We start from the raw sequence: 18,217 nt of genomic DNA on the forward strand, positions 1-18,217 counted from the left end.
ATCAGCCAAAACCGCGAGCTAAGCATGGCGATGGAGGTAGCCTCTTTAGAACTTAGTGCTGTAATTTCTTACATCATTATGGAAAACAGGCTCGCATACCTTAATCAGGCGCCAAACAGAGCCGATTGAGCATCCTCTCAAATTGCAGTAATACACCTTTTTTCATGGACTTACCTGCAATCCGAGGTCATGAATACGTTTGCATTTTCCTTGCCCCACAGGGGCATGGCTTCTACACTGGCTGTGGTTTCAATGACGCCGGCGTGGCGTTATTCCCACAATAATGAACAGCCCGCCTGCCAACTTATGAATGACACGACATCCCCGCTGGATACCGACACCCGTGACGCCCTGCAAAACGCGGTGCTGACCCGCTTCAAGCTGCTTGCCGCGCAACAGCCCGGGCCTCTGGATGCGCGTGCAGCATTGCGCATGGCAGCGGAAGCCTGCCGTGACGAACTGGCGACGCGTTGGGCAAACACCCAGAAAGCCGATGCCGTTCGCGGCAAACTGGCCCCCTGCCGGCGCGTACATTACCTCTCCATGGAATTCCTGATGGGGCGGGCGCTGGGCAATGCCCTGGCGGCACTCGGAATCGAACCCCTGCTCCGCAGCATCATGGCCGAGCAAGGTATCGAGTGGACCGATGTCCTGGAAGGTGAAAGTGATGCCGCGCTTGGCAATGGCGGCCTCGGCCGACTCGCAGCCTGCTTTCTGGATGCCTTTGCCGAGCTGGAACTGCCGTCCTTCGGTTATGGGCTGCGTTATCGCTTCGGCATGTTCAAACAGGCCACACCGGATGGCGTACAGGTAGAGACCGCGGATGATTGGCTACGCGATGGCGGGCTTTGGGATATCGAACGTACCGCCATCGAATACAGCATCGGATTTGGCGGCCGGGTGGAGTCCACCCGTACCAGCGGCCGTCTGGAAACCGACCGCAGCAGTGGCCGGCAGTGGGTGCCGGCCGAACGTGTGCGTGCGCGCGCTTTCGATTTCATCGTCCCGGCACATCATGGTGCACGGGTATCCACACTTCGTCAGTGGCAGGCTCTGCCCGCGCAGGCCGTGGATTTTCAGGCGGTCGTGCGCGGAGACTATGCCGCGGCGGCAAAACCGGAATGGCAAGCCGAATCCCTGAACTGGGTGCTGTACCCCGATGACAGTCATGGTGCCGGACGCGAACTGCGGCTTCGCCAGGAGGCCTTTCTTGTCAGCGCCTCGCTGCAGGATCTGTTACAGCGCCATCTGGCCGAATTCGGCACGCTCGATTCGCTCGGACGACACAACGCTATCCATCTGAACGATACCCATCCGGCGCTGGCGCCGGCTGAACTGATGCGCCTGCTGGTCGATGACCATGGCATGAAATGGGACGATGCCTGGCGCATCACCCGTGAGGCCGTGTCCTACACCAATCACACCCTGATGCCGGAAGCGCTGGAAACCTGGCCGGTGGCCTTGATGGAGTCTTTGCTGCCGCGGCATCTGGAAATCATCTACGACATCAACTACCGGTTCCTGGCCGATGTGCGCGCACGCTTCCCGGACGACGAGGAGCTGGCCAAGCGTGTCTCCTTGATTGATGAAAGCGGCGTCCGTCATGTGCGCATGGCGGCGCTGGCAGTGGTCGCTTCGCACCGCGTCAACGGTGTGGCTGCGTTGCATTCGCAGTTGATGGTCGATACCATCTTCGCGGACTACGCCCGACTGTTCCCGGAACGTTTCCACAATGTCACCAACGGCGTCACTCCGCGCCGTTGGCTGCAGCAGGCGAACCCCGGTCTGTCCACGCTGCTCGATGCCCGCATCGGCAAGGACTGGCGCCGTAATCTGGACGGATTGAAAGCCCTGCGTGCGCAGGCCGACGATCCGGCACTCGGCCAGAGTCTGGGTCTCATCAAATTCGCCAACAAAGCGCGGCTGGCCGAACGCATCCTGTGCGAAACCGGCATCCGCGTCGACAGCCGTTCGCTGTTCGATGTGCAGGTCAAGCGCATCCATGAATACAAACGCCAGTTGCTGAATCTGCTGCATGTGGTCGCCCGCTACCAGGCCATGCTCGCCGATCCGGCCGGCCCGGATGGCAAGGGCTGGCAGGCGCGGACGGTCATCATCGCCGGCAAGGCCGCGTCGGCTTATCACACCGCCAAGCAGATCATCCGCCTGGCACACGATATCGGCCGTGTCATCAATGCCGATGAACGTCTGCAGGGCCGGCTGAAACTGGTGTTCTTGCCCAATTACGGTGTCAGCCTGGCCGAAGCCATCATTCCGGCGGCCGATCTTTCCGAACAGATTTCCACCGCCGGCACCGAAGCCTCGGGAACCGGCAACATGAAGTTCGCTCTGAACGGCGCGCTGACCATCGGCACCTGGGATGGTGCCACCATCGAAATGGCGGAAGCCATCGGCGAATCGGATGTGTTCGTTTTCGGTCACCGCGCCGACGGCATCGAAAAACTGCGCGACCTCGGTTATCTGCCGCTGTGGATCGCCCAGCAGAATCCGGCCTTGCATGCCGTGCTCGACGCCATTGGCCGCGGCGTATTCAGCCCCGGCGAACCGACACGCTACAAAGCCCTGATCGATGATCTGATCGGACGCGACCGCTACTTCCTGCTCGCCGATTTCGCCGACTACGTGGCCGCGCAGCAGCGCGTGGATGCCCTCTACGCACAACCTGCACGTTGGCAGGCCGCGGTCGCCCGCAATATCGCCGGCATGGGCGGCTTCTCCGCCGACCGCACCATCCGCGAGTATGTCACGCGGGTCTGGTCGGCAGACAGCCTGGCTTCCGGCACACCGCATGCTTGAGGCTCGTGACGCCGCCGACCTGCTTGCGGCGCGTCATGCCGACCCCTTCGCCGTGCTCGGTCTGCATGCCGATGCCGATGGCCGGCTCTGGTTGAGAGCCCTGCTGCCGGGCGCGGAGCAGGTCAGCGTCATCGATGCAGCAACTGGAAAACCGCTTTGCCATCTCCCGATGCGCCACGCCGATGGTCTGTTTGAAGGCGCTGTTCCGCGCCGCCGTAAACCCTTCGCCTACCGGCTGCGCATCCGCTGGCCACATGGCGAAACCGAGCTGGCCGACGCCTACGCGTTCGGGCCGCAACTCGACGAGCGCGATCTTGAGCTGCTGCGCGATGGCAACCACCCTGCACCCTACGCCGTGCTCGGTGCACACCTGCAACGTGTTGATGACATTGATGGCGTGCGTTTCGCGGTCTGGGCGCCGAATGCGCGTCGTGTCAGTACGATCGGTATGTTCAATGCCTGGGATGGCCGACGGCACCCGATGCGTCTACGTCATGCTGCGGGCGTCTGGGAAATCTTCATTCCACATGCCGCCCTCGGCGATCTGTACAAATTCGAAATCACTGCCGCCGATGGTGGCCTGTTGCCGGCCAAGGCCGACCCCTATGCGCGTGCTGCAGAACTGCCTCCGGGCACCGCGAGCCGGGTCGCGGCATTGCCGGAACCGAGCGCGCTACCGCTAGAACGCATCGCTGCAAACCAACGTGACGCGCCGATCAGTGTGTATGAAGTGCATGCCGGATCCTGGCGCAAGGGCGCCGATGGTGGATTCGCAAGCTGGGATGAACTGGCCGAAACCTTGCCGGCGTATGCGGCATCACTGGGATTCACCCATGTGCAACTAATGCCAATCAGCGAACATCCGTTCGACGGTTCCTGGGGCTACCAGACCCTCGGCCTGTTCGCGCCGAGTGCCCGCTTCGGTCCGCCCGAGGGCTTCGGCCGCTTTGTCGCTGCTTGCCACACACATGGCTTGGGGCTATTGCTGGACTGGGTGCCGGCGCACTTTCCGATCGACGGCCATGGTCTGGCGCAGTTCGACGGCTCGGCGCTTTACGAATATGCCGACCCGCGCGAGGGCTGGCACCACGACTGGAACACCGCCATCTACAATTTCGGGCGCAATGAAGTCCGCAACTTCCTGAGCGGCAGCGCCCGCTATTGGATCGAGCGCTGGGGCGTCGATGGTCTGCGCGTCGATGCGGTCGCCTCGATGCTTTACCGCGACTATTCACGCAAGTCCGGCGAATGGCTGCCGAACGCCTTCGGTGGCCGTGAAAATCTGGAAGCGATATCGCTATTCCAGCACATCAATACCGAAATCGGCGGCAGTGCCGGTGCCATCACCATTGCCGAGGAATCGACCGCATTCCCTGGCGTGACCACACCGGTGCATGCCGGCGGTCTGGGTTTCCATTTCAAATGGAACATGGGCTGGATGAATGATTCCCTGCAGTACATGCATGAAGATCCGGTACACCGGCGTTGGCACCACGACAAAATCACCTTCAGTCTGGTGTATGCCTTCAGTGAGAATTTCATGTTGCCGCTTTCGCACGACGAAGTCGTGCACGGCAAAGGCTCGCTGCTGGCCAAGATGCCGGGCGATGACTGGCAGCGCTTTGCCAACCTGCGCGCTTATTACGGTTTCATGTGGGGCCACCCGGGCAAGAAGCTGCTGTTCATGGGTCAGGAATTCGCACAACCCACCGAATGGCATCATGATCAGGCCCTGCCGTGGTCGCTGTTGGAGGATGCACGTCATGCCGGCATCCAGCGCCTGGTCCACGATCTCAATACGCTGTACCGCGACCAGCCGGCGCTGCATGCCACGGACTGCGAGCCCGAAGGCTTCCAATGGCTTAATGGCGGCGATGCCGATAACTCGGTGCTGTCTTGGCTGCGCTCTGACGGTAACGGCAATGCCGTGATCGTCCTTTCCAACATGACGCCGGTTCCGCGGCCGGGTTACCGCATCGGCCTTCCGGAAGGCGTGGCAGCGCGTTGGCAGGAAGCGCTGAACACCGATTCACACCACTACGGCGGCAGTGATGCCGGCAACATCGGTGCCGTGCTGCAAATCCAAAACATCGCCTCCGACGGTCACGCCCGTTCACTGATGGTGACCTTGCCGCCGCTGTCGACCGTGTTTCTGGTGCCCTCGCCATGAATGCGCTGCCCGAGCAACTGGAGCCAGGCAGGGATGCGCCACTGGGCGCGCATGCCGGCAATGGCGGCATCAACTTCGCGGTGTTTTCGCAACGCGCACAAGCCGTTGAATTGTGTCTGTATGCCAATGACGGCGCAACCGAACTCAAACGCTACCGGCTGCATGGTCCGGATGACGGCATCTTCCACGGCTTCCTCGAGGGCGCGACGCCCGGACTGCACTACGGCTACCGCGCGCATGGCGACTACCGGCCGGAAAACGGAAGGCGTTTCAATGCCAACAAGCTGTTGCTTGATCCCTATACACGCGCCATCGAGGGCCATTTCGACTGGCAGGACGAACATCACGGATGCCTGCGCGACCACCCAGAAGGCGACCGCCTTGTCGACGCCTGCGACAACGGCACCAGTGCGCTGAAAAGCCGTGTGCTGGTCGATCCAGGGCTGGCACCGGGCAGCGGCAACCGGCCGCGGCATGCCGCCGCGGATCTGGTGCTGTACGAACTGCATGTCAAAGGTTTCAGCATGCAGCTACTGGGTATTCCGGAAGAGCTGCGGGGCAGTTTCGCGGCGCTCGCGCATCCGGCGGCCATCGCACATTTCAAGAAACTGGGGGTGACCACCCTCTCGCTGCTGCCGGTGCAGTATGCGCTCAGCGAGCGTCACTTGGCCGAGAAAGGATTGGTCAATTACTGGGGGTACAATCCGATCGGTTTTTTCTGTCCGGATCCGCGTCTGTGCGCCGCCAAAACACCGGAAATGCAACGCGAGGAATTCCGGCAAATGGTGCAGACCCTGCACGCGCATGGTCTGGAAGTGGTCATTGATGTGGTATTCAATCACACTGCAGAGGGCGGTGCCGACGGCCCGACCTTAAGTTTCCGCGGCCTCGATAATGCCAGCTGGTACATACTGTCGCCCGATGACCGCAGCCGTTACGAAAATCACAGTGGCTGTGGCAACACTCTGCGCGTGGTACATCCGCGTGTGGCGCAGTTCGTGATGGATGTGCTGCGGTATTGGGTCGAAGTGATGGGTGTTGACGGCTTCCGTTTCGATCTGGCACCGGTGCTCGGCCGCACCCGGCAGGGCTTCGATGCCTCGGCGCCGTTCTTCACGGCATTGCGGCAGGATCCGGTTTTGGCCGGCGTGCATTGGATTGCAGAGCCCTGGGATACCGGTCCGGGCGGTTACCAGCTTGGCCGTTTTCCCGGAAAATTCCTGGAATGGAATGACCGCTTCCGCGATGCGGTACGCGGGTACTGGCTCGGAACCGGCGTCAGCCGCGGCGAATTCGCACGCCGGGTCACCGGCTCGAGCGATGTCTTCCACCATGGCGGCCGGCAACCGGTTGCCAGCGTCAATTTCGTCGCTGCACATGACGGCTTTACGCTCAACGATGCCGTGAGCTACACGCAAAAACGTAACCATGCCAATGGTGAAAACAACCGCGACGGCCACGCCAATGAAGTCAGCGCCAACTTCAGCGCCGAAGGCGACAGTGCCGATACCGCCATCCACGAAACCCGGATCCGCGTGCGGCGCGCGCTTTTGGCCACGGTCATGGTGGCGCAGGGCACACCGATGCTGTGTGCCGGAGATGAATTCGGCAATTCGCAGTCCGGCAACAACAACGCTTACTGCCAGGACAATCCCACCGGCTGGCTGGATTGGTCTGCCGGCGACCGCGATCCGGGCACGGCCCTGCTGGTTTCGAAACTGGCGGCACTGCGCCGCATCAATCCGCTGCTGCGCTATCCGCGCTGGTTCGCCGACGAAGGCGATACCGGCAGCACACCGCAGCTGCACTGGTACAGCGCGGCCGGCGAACGCATGCAGCTGCACGACTGGCACGACCGCAGCGATAGCGTGTTCGCCTGCCAAGTACAGGACGGCGCGGAAGCGGTGCCGGATTCCTGCGTCGTGTTCAACCCGCAGGATGTCGAGCGTAGCGTCCGGCTTGCGCACGGTCCGTGGCGGATTGTGCTCGATACCACGACGCCGGAAGCTCCAGCCTCGCACGAACCGATTTATCATGTCACCGTTCCCGCGCACTCTCTGCTCATTCTCGCGCGCGCCCAAATTGCACAGGAGTTTCATCCATGATCGATCTGCAACAACGCCAAGCCGGTGTACTGCTGCATGTCACCTCACTGCCCGGCCCGAACGGCATCGGCGACTTCGGACCGGATGCGTTCCGGTTCGTCGATTGGCTGGCAACGGCCGGACAGAAAATCTGGCAATGGCTGCCGACCACGCCAATCGGCCCCGGCGATTCTCCGTACCAGAGCGTGTCGGCCTTCGCCGGTTCGCCGTTGATGGTCGCACTGGAACCTCTGCTGATGGCCGAATGGCTGGACAAACCGGAAATGCCGAAGGATGGTTTCAACGCATTGCGCGTCGATTTCGCACAAGTAGTGCCCTGGCGCCTGACCCAGCTGCGCGCCGCATTCGCCGGCTTTGTGGCCAAGAACAATGCCAGTGAACAGGCGGCGTTTTCCGCATGGCGCAGCCGCGAAGCCTCCTGGCTGGATGACTATGCGCTGTTCATGGCGCTGGAAACCGAAAATGCCGGCAAGGCCTGGTGGCAGTGGCCGGAGGCATTATGCCGTCGCGAAACGTCCGCACTGGCCGAAGCGCGCACACGTCTGCGCGATGAAATCGCGTTCTGGGCGTTCGTGCAGTGGTGTTTCGATACCCAGCTGGCGACACTCAAGCAGTATGCCAACGGCAAGGGCATCGCCATCATGGGCGATCTGCCGATCTTCATCGCCCACCACAGCGCCGACTGCTGGTCGCGTCCGGACCTGTACACGCTGGATCAGCATTTCCAGCCGACCGTGGTCGCCGGTTGTCCGCCGGATGCGATGGCACCGACCGGACAACGCTGGGGCAATCCGCTTTACCGCTGGGGAAAAATGGCGGAAGAGGATTACGCCTGGTGGAGCGCGCGCCTGAAACGGGCCTTGAACCAAGCCGACGTGTTTCGCATTGACCACTTCCGCGGCTTCGCCGGCTATTACGAAATTCCCGCGAGCTGCCCGACCGCCGAAGAGGGCCGCTGGATTCCCGGTCCGGGCAAGGCCCTGTTCGAGGCCATCGAGCGTACGCTCGGCAAGCTTCCGATCGTTGCCGAAGATCTCGGCCTGATTACCGAGGACGTGATCGCGCTGCGTGACGGCTTCGCGTTTCCGGGCATGAAAATCCTGCAGTTCGGCTTCGGCACCGACGGTACCGACGATTTCCTGCCGCATAACTGGGGCCGGAATTTCGTGGCCTATACCGGCACTCACGACAACGACACTGTGCGCGGCTGGTGGGATTCGGCCAGTGAACGCGAGCGCATCTATGCCGGCAGTTATCTGGCCACCGATGCCGATAACGCGCATTGGGCGATGATCCGTGCCTGCTGCAATTCAGTGGCGAATATCGCGGTATTTCCGCTGCAGGACGTACTCGGCCTGGATGGAACGCACCGGATGAACGTGCCCGGCACCATCGGCGCACACAACTGGACCTGGCGTTTCCACTGGGATTGGTTGGGCAGCGAGCCGGCACGCGTGCTCGGCCTCATCAGCGCCGCCAGCGGACGGGCGCCGGTCGCACTACTGCCATTGCCCTGATGACGGATATCCGCATCCGCAATGCCGGCGCAGACGATGCGTCCGCGATTCTGGCGCTGAATAATGTTGCCGTTCAGCACACCAGTGCGATGGATGCTTTGCGGCTTCAAGAATTGCGGACGATGGCGAATTGCAACTGGGTGATCACCGTCGATGATTGCGTGGCCGGTTTCCTGCTGGCCATGCGCGAACGCGCCGGCTATGCGAATCCCAATTATGATTTCTTCGCGGCTCGCTATCCGGTGTTTCTGTACGTGGACCGGATCGTGATTGCCCCTGAACACGCCGGACTGAAACTCGGCACCCGCCTCTACGAAACGCTGTTCGATCAGGCACGTGCGCAGGGTGTTCCGGTGCTGACCTGCGAGTACAACATCGAGCCACCGAACGAGCCGTCGCGGCGCTTCCACGACCGGTTCGGTTTTGCCGAAATCGGCACGCAAGCGCTGGACGGCGGCAAGAAACGGGTTTCGCTACAGGCCGCACCGGTCCGGCCATAAGGCTTATTCCGGACGGTAGACCTCGGCACCTTGTGCCAGGAATTCCTGGGATTTCTCAGCCATGCCTTTGGCCACATCCTGCTGGTCGGCGAATTCGCGCACGTCCTGGCTGATCTTCATCGAACAGAAATGCGGGCCGCACATCGAGCAGAAGTGCGCGACCTTGTGCGCCTGTTTGGGCATGGTCTCGTCGTGGTATTCGCGCGCGCGTTCCGGATCCAGACCGAGATTGAACTGGTCTTCCCAACGGAACTCGAAACGGGCTTTGCTCAGTGCGTTATCGCGTGCCTGCGCGCCCGGATGGCCCTTGGCCAAATCAGCGGCGTGTGCGGCGATCTTGTAGGCCATCAGGCCTTCACGCACGTCCTGCTTGTTGGGCAGGCCGAGATGCTCCTTCGGGGTCACGTAACAGAGCATGGCGGTGCCGTACCAACCAATCATGGCGGCGCCGATGGCGCTGGTGATGTGGTCGTAGCCCGGCGCGATGTCGGTGGTCAATGGTCCGAGGGTATAGAACGGCGCCTCGCCGCATTCGCGTAGTTGCTTGTCCATATTTTCTTTGATCAAGTGCATCGGCACGTGTCCGGGGCCTTCGATGATGGTCTGCACATCGTGTTTCCAGGCAATCTGGGTCAGTTCGCCGAGTGTTTCGAGTTCGCCGAACTGGGCGTCGTCATTGGCATCGGCAATGCAGCCGGGGCGCAGGCCATCACCGAGCGAGAAGCTGACGTCGTAGGCTTTCATGATCTCGCAGATGTCTTCGAAATGCGTATACAGGAAATTTTCCTTGTGGTGCGCCAGGCACCACTTGGCCATGATTGAACCGCCGCGCGAGACAATGCCGGTCACGCGCCTGGCGGTCATCGGCACATAGCGCAGCAAGACGCCGGCGTGAATGGTGAAGTAGTCCACGCCCTGCTCGGCCTGCTCGATCAAGGTATCTCGGAAGATGTCCCAGGTCAGTTCTTCGGCGCGGCCATCGACTTTCTCCAATGCCTGGTAGATCGGCACGGTACCGATCGGTACCGGCGAATTGCGTAATATCCACTCGCGGGTTTCGTGGATGTTCTTGCCGGTCGACAGATCCATTACCGTATCGGCGCCCCAGCGGATCGACCAGACCAACTTCTCCACTTCTTCGGCGATGCCGGAAGACACCGCCGAATTTCCGATGTTGGCGTTGACCTTGGTCAGGAAATTGCGGCCGATGATCATCGGCTCCAATTCCGGATGGTTGATGTTGGCCGGAATCACCGCACGTCCGCGCGCTACTTCGCTGCGTACGAACTCGGGGGTGATTTTCTGCGGAATGCTGGCACCGAAATTTTCACCACGGTGCTGGCGCAGCAGATGCGCTTCGCTGATGGCATCGATGCGCTGGTTTTCGCGGATGGCGATGTATTCCATTTCCGGGGTGATGATACCCCGGCGGGCGTAATGCATCTGGCTGACATTGCCCCCGGCCAGTGCGCGCCGCGGTGGCGGCCGGTTGCCGAAACGCACGCCGTCGAGCGCGGTATCGTGTTCACGGGAGCGGCCGAACTCGGAACTCAGACCACCGAGGATTTCACTGTCGCCACGCTCGGCGATCCAAGCCGCGCGCACCGGCGCTAGGCCCTTGAGAAGATCAATGGCAATGCCGGCATCGGTGTACGGACCGGAGGTGTCGTATACGCAGAACGGGTGGTTGAGGTCTTCACCGAACAGTTTCGGGGTCGGCGACAGCGCGATTTCGCGCATCGGCACGCGGATGTCCGGACGTGAGCCTTCGACATGGATTTTGCGGGAGCCGGGAATCGGCGCGGTTACCGATTCGGAAAGGGTCTGGGCCTGCTGTTGCAGCGGATTGAGTTGCGCGTTCATGGAAATCCTCGGGCAATGAACGCAGGCGGCCCGATGATCGAGTCCGAAGCTCCCTCCGGCGGGGCTAACCGCATCAGGTTCTAAGGGTATGTCTCAGCCGTCCGGCACCCCTGCTTGAGTGCGTATTAGACCATAAAGTGGCAGTTTACGCCTCAATCTTGGCTATAATTGGCGTATGCAAAAACCGTCGACAAACCGCCGTCTCCGCTTTAAATCCAGATTTGCGTGGTGTCGATCGTGAACTATACGCCTTACCGTAAGCAACCGGCGCCGGCCGATGATGGCAGCCACCTGAAATTCTGTAGCACCTGCGCATTCTCTCAGGCCTGCCTTTCGGAGGGCTATGACAAGTCGGCGCTGATGGATTTGCACGTTCTTGTTGAGCACATCGGTCCTTTCCATGAGGGGGATGTGATTTTCCGCGAAGGCGATGATTTCAAAGCTATCGCAGCTGTCCGTGCAGGCACGGTCAAGACCACCGTAATTGACAGCAATGGCGATGCGCAGGTTCTAGGCTTCTTTCTGCCTGGAGAAGTCGTCGGTCTCAATGCCATTCACCAAAACAAATACCCCTGTAATGTGGTGGCTTTGGATACCGTGATGCTCTGCCGGTTTTCTTTCCCAAAAATGGCGGTTCTGGCCGGAAAAATGCCGGGCCTGCAGGCGCATCTGTTTCGACTTCTTAGTCAGGATATCAACAAAGCTTCTCTGCTGGCTGGCGATTACAGCGCCGAACAACGCTTGGCGGCTTTCCTGATTTCGATTTCAAGGCGCTACGCTGCACGTGGCTTCTCAGCGAGCCATCTGCTGCTGACCATGAATAGGACGGATATGGCCAACTACCTGCGTCTGGCTCCTGAGACGGTCAGCCGGGTACTGCGTCGCATGCAGGATAGCGGCCTGATTGAAGTGGATCGGCGCGAATTTCATCTCGCCAAACGCGCTGAGCTGGAAGCATTGGCCAAGCCGGTTCTGCGCATTTGATTTCAGCTTGACCTACATCAATGCGGCCACCTCGGCTGAAAGGAGACCATGACGCATCCCTAATGAGAGGACTGTGTCATGGATACCACGAAACGTTTATGGATCGGGCTGGGGTTGCTTTTGACCATCGGCTTCGGCGTATTGCTTTGGATGGGGGGTGAAATCCACCGCCAGCAGCCACCCATCCCCGAAAAGATTGTATCGGAAGGCGGAAAGACGGTTTTCACCCGCAGTGATATCGAGACCGGACGCACAGTCTGGCAGAGCATTGGCGGTCAACAGCTGGGTTCAATATGGGGACATGGGGCATTAGTCGCACCAGACTGGAGCGCGGACTGGTTACACAGGGAATCCGAAGCCTGGCTGGACCTGCGCGCCAAGGCTCAATATGGTAAGGACTTCGGCGAACTCAGCGCAGGCGAACAGGCCAAACTCAAGGCTGAACTCCAGCCGGATATCCGTAGCAATCGCTTCGATGTCGCCACGGGGACCTTGACCATCAGTGAGGAACGTGCCGAAGCCATCGCCACGGTTGCCAACCATTACGAATCGGTATTCAGCAGTGATCCAGCCGGAGCCTCCCTGCGTGAAACCTATGCCATGAAGGAAGGCACGGTCGATACGGCTGAGCACCGCCGGCAAATGGGTGCTTTCTTCTTCTGGACATCCTGGGCGGCGGTAACCAATCGTCCCGGTCAAGAGGTTAGCTATACGAATAACTGGCCGTATGACCCGACCGTCGGAAATCAGGCCACATCAAGCACCTTCCTTTGGACGGTATTCAGTGTGCTGTTCATGATTGCAGGTATTGCCCTGCTCGGATGGCATTACGCGGTCTATCACGGACGTGAAGGTTCGCCGACACCGCCCGCAACCGATCCGTTACGCGGATTGACTATTACACCCTCGATGAAGGCCACCGCAAAGTACTTCTGGGTGGTTCTGGCACTATTCCTGGTGCAAATTCTGCTCGGTGCTTTTACTGCACATTTCCAGGTTGAAGGCCAGAACTTTTATGGTTTCAATCTGGCCGAAGTACTACCTTACTCGCTAACACGAAGCTGGCATACCCAGCTTGCTGTTTTGTGGATTGCCACGGCCTGGCTCGGCACCGGTTTATATATTGCACCGGCCATTTCTGGTGTTGAACCGAAATTCCAGCGCGCTGGTGTCAACTTCCTGTTCACCTGTCTGCTGATCATCGTGGTCGGCGCTTTCACCGGTCAATGGTTCGCCGTGATGCAGAAGCTCGGCTTGGCCAACAACTTCTGGTTCGGACATCAAGGATGGGAGTACGTCGATATCGGTCGATTCTGGCAGGCTTTCCTGTTTGTCGGACTGATGGTTTGGCTGCTGTTGATGGGGCGTGCATTATGGCCGGCGCTGCGCCGCAAGGACGAAATGTCATCCATCGTCGGATTATTGTTTCTGTCCACCGTGGCTATCGGCATGTTTTATGCCGCCGGTCTGATGTGGGGCGAGCATACCCATCTGTCGATGGTTGAGTACTGGCGCTGGTGGGTTGTTCACTTGTGGGTCGAAGGCTTCTTCGAGGTATTTGCAGTGGCGGTGATGAGCTTCCTGTTCGTCAAACTCGGACTGGTTCGCGGCAAATCCGCCACCATCAATGTCCTATTCGCCACCATTGTGTTCATGGCGGGCGGCATTCTGGGCACATTCCATCACCTCTACTTCACCGGCACCACGACCGCCGTGGTCGCGCTCGGCGCATCGTTTTCTGCCTTGGAAGTCGTCCCTCTGGCACTTATCGGCATTGAAGCCTATGAAACCTGGTCACACAGCAAGGCAACGCCGTGGATGGCGCGTTACCAGTGGCCAATCATGTTTTTCATTGCGGTTTCGTTCTGGAATCTTGTCGGCGCCGGTCTATTCGGGTTCCTGATTAACACCCCGCTGGCTCTTTACTATATGCAGGGTCTTAATCTGACCCCCCTGCATGGACATACTGCACTTTTCGGGGTATACGGCATGCTCGGCATCGGCCTACTTCTGTTCTGTATCCGTGGACTGAAACCGGATGTCGAATGGAATGGCAAGCTGTTGCGCAACAGTTTCTGGACGCTGAACATCGGTCTTAGTCTGATGGCTCTGCTGACGCTGCTGCCGCTGGGTCTGCTGCAACTCAATGCCGCACTTGAACATGGGTATTGGTATGCACGCTCGGCGGAATTCATGGGCCGGCCGATCATCGACCTGCTGATCTGGATGCGCGTACCCGGCGATACGATCTTCTCGATTGGCGCCGTACTTCTGGCCTGGTTCGTACTTCGTCTCTGGGTTGTTCCCAAAAGGTAAATTAACGCTACAATCGCCTCCCCGGGGCCGCGCAAGCGGCCCTTTTTTTATGGATTGCCGAATGGCCACACTTGCAATTTTATCTTTAATAGCATAAGATAGTAAGTAATTACTATCTTATGGATGAATGCATGAACACCCGCGCTAAAAACCTATCCGCTGATGAGCGCCGCGCTCTGACGGTGCAGACCGTCATCGATCTCGCCGCCGGGCAGGATCCGGGCGAAATCACCACCGCCGCCATCGCCGAGCACATGCAGGTGACGCAAGGCGCTTTATTCCGGCATTTTCCGAGCAAGGAAGCGCTTTGGGGCTCGGTTTTGGGCTGGGTGGCTGAACAGTTGATGGCACGCATCGAGCAGGCCGCGTCGGGGCTGGATTCGCCGACAGCGGCATTGCAGGCGATGTTCACGGCGCATATCGAGTTTGTATCCGAGCATCCCGGCGTGCCACGCATGCTGTTCGGCGTGCTGCAAAAGCCCGGGCCGTCACCGGCCAAGCAACTCGCGCAGCAGCTGCTTGAAATGTACGCCGCGCGCCTGCACGGTCTGATCGAGCGTGCCAAAGCGCAGGGCGAAGTGGATCCGGAGCTTGATGCCCGCGCCGCTGTCATGTTGTTCATCGGCAGCATCCAGGGTCTGGTGATGCAATCGATGATGGCAGGCGATATTCTGCATATTCAGCGCAATGCGCCCGGCGTTTTAGCCCTGTATCTGCGCGGATTGAGGGTCTGACATGAAATCTTTGCTCGGCAACCGCGGCAAAACATTATGGCTGTCGGCTTTTCTGCTGGCGCTGTTCGGACTGTTCCTGTTTGTCGCATTGCGCTCCGGTCCGCTTGCGCCGGTGCCGGTGACATCGGTGCAGGTGGAACGCATTGAACTGGCGCCGGCACTGACAGGCATAGGTCTGGTTGAAGCGCGCTATGTCCATAAGATCGGATCGGTCGCTGCCGGGCGCTTGAAATCCGTGCTTGTTCAACCAGGTGATACCGTCAAGGCGGGGCAACTACTGGGTGAAGTGGACCCCGTCGATTTCGATGAGCGTCTGCGCGCCCAGGACGCAGCCATCAAGCGCGCCCAGGCGAACGTTCTGGGGGCGCAGGCGCAGGTGCGTGAAGCCGAAGCGCGTGCCGGGTTTGCATCCGCCCAGGCAAAACGATACAGCGAACTCGGCAAGTCGCGCATGGTCAGCGCCGAATCGGTTGAAAGCAAGCGCCAGGAACAACGCATGGCGGCTGCATCCGTATCGGCGGCGCACGCCGGCCTGGAAGCCACGCAACAGGAGCTGGCCGGTCTGCGTGCCGACCGGCTTGGCCAGAAACAGCTGCGCGACAGTCTGCAGCTGATAGCGCCGGTGGATGGCGTCGTGATCCGCCGCGAGGCCGATCCGGGCACAACGGTGGTGGCCGGCCAATCGGTGCTGGAAGTTGTCGATCCGGCCAGCTTATGGCTGAACGTCCGTTTCGATCAAAAGCGCGCGCAGGGCCTGCGGGCAGGATTGGCCGCGCAGATTTCACTGCGCTCGCAGCCTGAGGCGCCGTTTGCCGGCCGTGTGGCGCGGGTTGAGTCCTATGCGGACGCCGTCACGGAAGAGTTGCTGGCAAAGGTGTCCCTTATTCCTCTACCTACGATATTGCCGGCCATTGGTGAAATAGCCGAAGTCAATGTTGTTTTGAACACTTTGCCGACGGCTCCGGCTATTCCGAATGCGGCCGTGCGCCGCGTTGACGGCATGCTCGGCGTGTGGTTGTTGGAAGATGGCGATTTGCGCTTTATGCCTGTCAAACTGGGCGCGGTCGATCTTAAGGGCCGTGTTCAGGTGCTTGAAGGACTGCGCGGCGGTGAAAGCATCATTTTATACAGCAGAAAATCCTTGAGTGCCAACAGCCGCATAGACGTGATCGATGAAATCCAGGGTGCCAGGCAGTGATTAGTCTGGCCGGTCGCGATATCCTGCATGCCTGGGGCAAGTTCGTGTTCACCGGCGTTGGCCTTGGCCTGCTGATCGGCGTTACCCTGACCATGGCCGGTGTATACCGGGGCATGGTGGACGACGCCAATGTACTTCTGGAAAACAGCGGCGCCGACCTGTGGGTGGTGCAGCAGGACACGCTCGGTCCCTATGCCGAGTCCTCAAGCATTTACGATGACGCCTACCGTAGCGTGCTCGGCATCCAAGGCGTCGATCGCGCCGCCAATGCCACCTACCTGACCATGCAGGTGCGCCAGATGAGGACCGACGGCCAGCGTGACGTGCGCGCCATGGTGGTCGGCATCGAGCCGGGAGCTGCAGGACAGCCCGGCCAGCCGGATTACCTAATCGCCGGACGGCGCTTGATCCGCAGTCACTATGAAGTACTGGCCGACGCATCCGCCGGCTTCGCGCTCGGTGACCGCATCCGCATCCGCCGCAATGACTACACCGTGGTCGGACTGACGCGCCGGATGGTGTCTTCGGGCGGCGATCCGATGTTGTTCATACCGCTTAAAGACGCGCAGCAGGCGCAGTTCCTGAAGGACAACGACGCCATCGTTCAGCAGCGGGCGCGCACGGCGCAGAATCCGGCGTTCAACCGGCCTGGCAATCCGGACCTGCTTGATGCGGTGACCGCCACGCAAAGCAGCAACAGTTACGTCAACGCCGTGCTGGTGCAACTGAAACCTGGCACCGATGCCGAAGCGGTGGCGGAATCGATTCGGCAGGGCGTGCGGCTCACCGTATACTCCCGTGCACAGATGCGGGAAATCCTGATCGCCAAGCTGATCGCGACATCCGCGAAACAGATCGGCATGTTCCTGGTGATCCTGGCCATCGTCAGCGCGGCCATCGTCGCATTCATCATTTATACGCTGACCATGGGCAAGATCCGCGAGATCGCGGTGCTGAAACTGATCGGCACGCACAGCATCACCATCGCCTCGATGATCATGCAGCAGGCGGTCGCTTTAGGTTTCATCGGTTTCATGGTCGGCAAGGTCGTCGCCACCGCATGGGCGCCGTTCTTTCCGAAATACGTCCTGCTGGAGCCCGGTGATGCCGTACGCGGTTTCGTGGCGGTGGTCGTGATATGCATGCTGGCCAGTATCCTGGCGATATATGCCGCCCTGAAAGTCGATCCGGCGGAGGCTATCGGTGGATGATCAAAGCGCCCGCGGCATCCGAATCGAAGACCTGCGCAAGCGTTATGGCGAGGGCGACACCGCAGTGGATGCGCTTAAACAGGTCAATATGATCGTGGCGCCGGGGGAGGTGGTCGGCTTGGTGGGTCCCTCCGGATCGGGCAAGAGCACCTTGCTGAAATGCCTGGGGGCGGTCATTGATCCAAGCGGCGGCCGGATGACCTTGGGCGATGAGGTGATTTACCACGATGGCTGGAAAATCCCGGACCTGCGCGCTTTGCGGCGCGACAAGATCGGATTCGTGTTCCAGGCGCCCTACCTGATTCCATTCCTCGATGTCACCGATAATGTCGCCTTGCCGCAGATGCTTGCCGGCCATACCAATGCCGATGCGCGCCGGAGCGCCCTGGAGCTCCTGCTGGCGCTGGATGTGGCCCACCGCGCCAAAGCCATGCCGGCACAGCTGTCGGGCGGCGAACAGCAGCGGGTTTCCATCGCCCGCGGCCTGGTCAACCGCCCGCCAGTGATTCTCGCCGATGAGCCGACCGCACCCCTGGACAGCGTCCGCGCCATGTCGGTCATCCGGATATTGAACGAGATGGCCCGCAAGTTCGAAACTGCGGTCATCGTGGTCACCCACGATGAAAAGATTATTCCGACCTTCAAACGCATTTACCACATCCGTGACGGCGTGACGTACGAGGAAGCCGGTGAGGGCCGCAGTTTCGATTGATCCGGGGCCATTGGAACCAGTCGCCTGACCTACATCAACGCACCCGAGCCGGCAATATGCCATTCTGACGGCACCCTCGGCAACGATGTC

The 18,217-nt window shown here is 60.2% G+C and carries 12 protein-coding genes and 1 riboswitch; of the genes, 11 read left to right on the forward strand and 1 reads right to left on the reverse strand.

Going from position 1 to position 18,217, the window contains the following annotated elements; genetic code table 11:
- Nucleotides 1-306: 306 nt before the first annotated feature.
- The 5 genes from ACIQ1A_RS07495 to ACIQ1A_RS07515 are packed head-to-tail and all read left to right on the forward strand — an operon-like array spanning nucleotide 307 to nucleotide 9,109.
- Nucleotides 307-2,817 carry a glycogen/starch/alpha-glucan phosphorylase gene (locus ACIQ1A_RS07495; protein ID WP_395770442.1) on the forward strand — a complete coding sequence of 837 codons (2,511 nt, stop codon included), beginning with the start codon at nucleotides 307-309 and terminating at the stop codon, nucleotides 2,815-2,817.
- Entirely contained in the window at nucleotides 2,810-4,987 is a 2,178-nt protein-coding gene (gene glgB, locus ACIQ1A_RS07500) for a 1,4-alpha-glucan branching protein GlgB (protein ID WP_395770443.1), read from the forward strand. Before ACIQ1A_RS07495 ends, glgB begins: the two co-directional genes overlap by 8 nt.
- The gene (gene glgX, locus ACIQ1A_RS07505) at nucleotides 4,984-7,092 is read left to right on the forward strand and encodes a glycogen debranching protein GlgX (RefSeq protein ID WP_395770444.1); all 2,109 of its coding nucleotides are present in this window, start codon (nucleotides 4,984-4,986) and stop codon (nucleotides 7,090-7,092) included. Before glgB ends, glgX begins: the two co-directional genes overlap by 4 nt.
- Nucleotides 7,089-8,609 carry a 4-alpha-glucanotransferase gene (gene malQ / locus ACIQ1A_RS07510; RefSeq protein ID WP_395770445.1) on the forward strand — a complete coding sequence of 507 codons (1,521 nt, stop codon included), beginning with the start codon at nucleotides 7,089-7,091 and terminating at the stop codon, nucleotides 8,607-8,609. The genes glgX and malQ overlap by 4 nt, the downstream gene beginning before the upstream one ends.
- Complete coding sequence (locus ACIQ1A_RS07515) at nucleotides 8,609-9,109, forward strand: GNAT family N-acetyltransferase (protein WP_395770446.1); 501 nt, start codon at nucleotides 8,609-8,611, stop codon at nucleotides 9,107-9,109. Before malQ ends, ACIQ1A_RS07515 begins: the two co-directional genes overlap by 1 nt.
- A gap of 3 nt (nucleotides 9,110-9,112) precedes the next feature.
- Here ACIQ1A_RS07515 and thiC read toward each other — a convergent pair whose 3' ends face one another.
- Nucleotides 9,113-10,972 (reverse strand): phosphomethylpyrimidine synthase ThiC, encoded by a 1,860-nt coding sequence (gene thiC / locus ACIQ1A_RS07520; RefSeq protein ID WP_395770447.1) that lies wholly within the window; start codon nucleotides 10,970-10,972, stop codon nucleotides 9,113-9,115.
- A 33-nt stretch (nucleotides 10,973-11,005) separates the two neighbouring features.
- A riboswitch (TPP riboswitch) is annotated at nucleotides 11,006-11,094 on the reverse strand.
- 115 nt (nucleotides 11,095-11,209) lie between these two features.
- Between thiC and ACIQ1A_RS07525 the strand changes: the two genes are divergently transcribed.
- The 6 genes from ACIQ1A_RS07525 to ACIQ1A_RS07550 all read left to right on the forward strand — a co-directional run bounded on the left by ACIQ1A_RS07525 (nucleotide 11,210) and on the right by ACIQ1A_RS07550 (nucleotide 18,127).
- Complete coding sequence (locus tag ACIQ1A_RS07525) at nucleotides 11,210-11,956, forward strand: helix-turn-helix domain-containing protein (RefSeq protein ID WP_395770448.1); 747 nt, start codon at nucleotides 11,210-11,212, stop codon at nucleotides 11,954-11,956.
- 78 nt (nucleotides 11,957-12,034) lie between these two features.
- Entirely contained in the window at nucleotides 12,035-14,272 is a 2,238-nt protein-coding gene (locus ACIQ1A_RS07530) for a nitric-oxide reductase large subunit (RefSeq protein WP_395770449.1), read from the forward strand.
- Between the two features lie 131 nt (nucleotides 14,273-14,403).
- Nucleotides 14,404-15,006 carry a TetR/AcrR family transcriptional regulator gene (locus ACIQ1A_RS07535; RefSeq protein WP_395770450.1) on the forward strand — a complete coding sequence of 201 codons (603 nt, stop codon included), beginning with the start codon at nucleotides 14,404-14,406 and terminating at the stop codon, nucleotides 15,004-15,006.
- Nucleotide 15,007: 1 nt separating this feature from the next.
- Nucleotides 15,008-16,204 (forward strand): efflux RND transporter periplasmic adaptor subunit, encoded by a 1,197-nt coding sequence (locus ACIQ1A_RS07540; RefSeq protein WP_395770451.1) that lies wholly within the window; start codon nucleotides 15,008-15,010, stop codon nucleotides 16,202-16,204.
- Nucleotides 16,201-17,415 (forward strand): ABC transporter permease, encoded by a 1,215-nt coding sequence (locus tag ACIQ1A_RS07545; RefSeq protein ID WP_395770452.1) that lies wholly within the window; start codon nucleotides 16,201-16,203, stop codon nucleotides 17,413-17,415. The genes ACIQ1A_RS07540 and ACIQ1A_RS07545 overlap by 4 nt, the downstream gene beginning before the upstream one ends.
- Entirely contained in the window at nucleotides 17,408-18,127 is a 720-nt protein-coding gene (locus ACIQ1A_RS07550) for an ABC transporter ATP-binding protein (protein ID WP_395770453.1), read from the forward strand. Before ACIQ1A_RS07545 ends, ACIQ1A_RS07550 begins: the two co-directional genes overlap by 8 nt.
- The last annotated feature ends 90 nt before the right edge of the window (nucleotides 18,128-18,217 follow it).

Origin of the sequence: Arenimonas sp., from assembly GCF_044353605.1 — a bacterium.
Lineage (GTDB): Bacteria > Pseudomonadota > Gammaproteobacteria > Xanthomonadales > Xanthomonadaceae > Arenimonas.